Raw genomic sequence first — 1,270 nt, forward strand, 5'->3', positions numbered from 1 at the left:
TAGTAGTTATACCGAAACTTCTATTATACCGAGGTTTACGGAGCAGCCAAGGTATTTCAACGATTTTTTAAGATAATTCGGTATAACATTTTCTCCAAGATCCGGCAATCTTGCTGACGCCTCATCGGACAGATGCTCAAATTCGGTATAATACTTCTCGCACAAAAACAACGTATCCATGATAATAGACAGGGCAGACAGGATAATGTCTGACTATTATCAAAGGAGGCGTTTTGCCATGGAACAAAACACAGTAACCATCAACCAGCTGATTGCGCAGATATTGGATGAGATGAGGCGAATCGGTTACAGTGAGACTACGATCTGGAGGTATTATCAGCCTGCCATGGGGCAGTTCCGGAAATACTATGGGCAGACCGGACAGGCAGCATACAGCCCAGAGATCACGGATGAGTATATCAGCCTGAACAAGGAAAGGTATGAGCGCGGAGAGGTCACCTACCAGTCCTTCAAGAAAACACGGTATGTCGGCCGCAGGATGAATGAATTCTTCCTGAGTGGACAATTCCGGTACACATCGCAAAAAAGGGGGACTTCTTTTATGCTGTCGGAGGGGAATGAGCGGATCGTTGACCAGTTCCTCTGTTCGAGGTCATGCGGGGACAAATCGAGATATGATGCCGGATGGACCGTGCGGAAATATCTCCAGTACATGGAGAAGCGCGGCCATGCCTCGCTTTCAGATGTGACGCATGATGAAGTCCGGGAATTCATCTTAAAGACCGCAGCCAGCATAAAGACATCAGGCCTGCACAATGTCCTGCTCTACCTGAAGCATTTCCATATCTTCCTTAAGGATTCCGGGATACCGGCCCCGGACTGCGTAGAACTTTTTTCATACAAGGTATACAGGGGGATGCCCATCCAGAGTCACGTGACCGATGAGGAGCTGGAGCGGATCCTCGGCGTGATCGACACGGAGACAGAAACAGGGAAACGGAACCGCGCCATCATCCTTGTGGGCGCGACTACGGGCCTGCGTGCCATCGACATCATCCGCATGAAGCTGACGGACATTGACTGGAGGAAAGGCGAGATAAAGCTCGTCCAGAGCAAGACAGGCACGACAACGCACGTCCCGCTCATGAAAGAGACTGGCGAGGCCCTGAAGGACTATATCCTGAACGCCAGGCCGAAAGGGACCGGATGCGGGGAAGTGTTCCTGCGCGTTTCAGCCCCAAAGACGGAGATCCAGGACACGACCTGTATCGGCTGCATGTTCCGCTCCTATCAGGAAAAAGCCGGGATA

At 50.9% G+C, this 1,270-nt stretch carries 1 protein-coding gene; it reads left to right on the top strand.

Going from position 1 to position 1,270, the window contains the following annotated elements; genetic code table 11:
• Window positions 1–238: 238 nt before the first annotated feature.
• On the top strand, window positions 239–1,270 hold a 1,032-nt coding region (locus NFS35_RS28845), incomplete at its 3' end, for a tyrosine-type recombinase/integrase (RefSeq protein ID WP_251210388.1).

It is taken from the genome of Acetatifactor aquisgranensis, assembly GCF_943193215.1.
GTDB lineage: Bacteria > Bacillota > Clostridia > Lachnospirales > Lachnospiraceae > Acetatifactor > Acetatifactor aquisgranensis.